Origin of the sequence: Catellatospora sp. NPDC049609 (genome assembly GCF_040675365.1) — a bacterium.
Lineage (GTDB): Bacteria > Actinomycetota > Actinomycetes > Mycobacteriales > Micromonosporaceae > Catellatospora.
On sequence record NZ_JBFAOU010000475.1, the window covers coordinates 1 to 1,282 of the forward strand.

The 1,282-nt window shown below is 69.9% G+C and carries 1 protein-coding gene; it reads left to right on the forward strand.

The window, feature by feature from the left end; translation table 11 throughout:
• Nucleotides 1-225 precede the first annotated feature (225 nt).
• On the forward strand, nt 226-1,282 hold a 1,057-nt coding region (locus tag AB0J67_RS41240), incomplete at its 3' end, for an IS110 family transposase (RefSeq protein ID WP_363491292.1).

Here is a 1,282-nt window from a genome sequence, read left to right on the forward strand (position 1 = left end):
ACAGTGAGGATGATGTGTGGGAGTCCTCCCGGTCCGGTCTGACCCTCTTCCCAACTGACCTCGGGTCTTGGACGGGATCTGTCGACCGGTGCCGGGAGGACTCTGCACTCACGGGCGTCGCGGGCGTGACCTGATAAGAGCCTGGTCCAGAGGCCTCATCACTGTTCTGTCCGCTTGCCGGCGCGGTGCGTGCCGCCCCTGTCCGGTCAAGCCAAAGGACGGCTGATGCCCACGATGACACACACCGGCCCGCAGATCACCGCGGGCGTGGACACCCACAAGGACACTCACACCGCAGCCGCGTTGGACGAACAGGGCCGGTTGCTGGGCTGTGCCCGGTTCCCCGCCACCGGTGACGGCTACCGGCAGCTGCTGGACTGGCTCGACTCGTTCGGCACCCCGGCGGCGGCAGGGGTAGAGGGCACCGGCTCCTACGGCGCCGGCCTGACCCGGTTCTTGACCACAGCCGGTGTCACGGTGGTCGAGGTCGCCCGACCCGACCGTGCCACCCGCCGCCGCAAGGGCAAAGACGACCCGACCGACGCCGAGTCCGCCGCCCGCGCCGTGCTGGCACAGCGGGCCGCCACGATCCCGAAGCAGCGCGACGGCCACGTCGAGGCGCTACGCCAACTACGGGTCGCCCGGCGCAGCGCGGTCAGCCAGCGCGCCGACGTCCAGCGCCAGATCCACGACCTGGTCGTCACCGCGGTCGAACCCGTCCGCGCACCGCTGCGCGGCCTGCCGGCCGCGGCCCTGATCCGGCACTGCGCCGCCGACACCCCCGACCCGGCCGAGGTCGCCGATCCCGCGACCGCGGCCCGCATCGCCTTAAGGTGTCTGGCCCAGCGGCATCAGCAGCTGACCGCCGAGATCAAAACCCTCGACAAGATGATCGAACCCCTGGTCCGGATCATCAACCCGGCACTGCTGGCCCAGCCCGGCATCGGCCCCGACACCGCAGGACAACTCCTCGTCAGCGCAGGGGCCAACCCGCAGAGGATGCGCAGCGAGGCAGCGTTCGCGATGCTCTGCGGTGCCGCACCCCTACCGGCCTCGTCCGGGCGCACCCAGCGCCACCGGCTCAACCGCGGCGGCGACCGCCAAGCCAACTCCGCCCTCTACCTGATCGCCCTGAGCCGCCTACGTTGGAACCCGCAGACTCAGGCTTACGCCCAACGCCGCACCGCCGAAGGCCTGTCCAAGAAAGAGATCATCCGCTGCCTGAAACGCTACCTGGCCCGCGAGATCTACCAGATCATCACCGCTGAACACCCTTATGGAT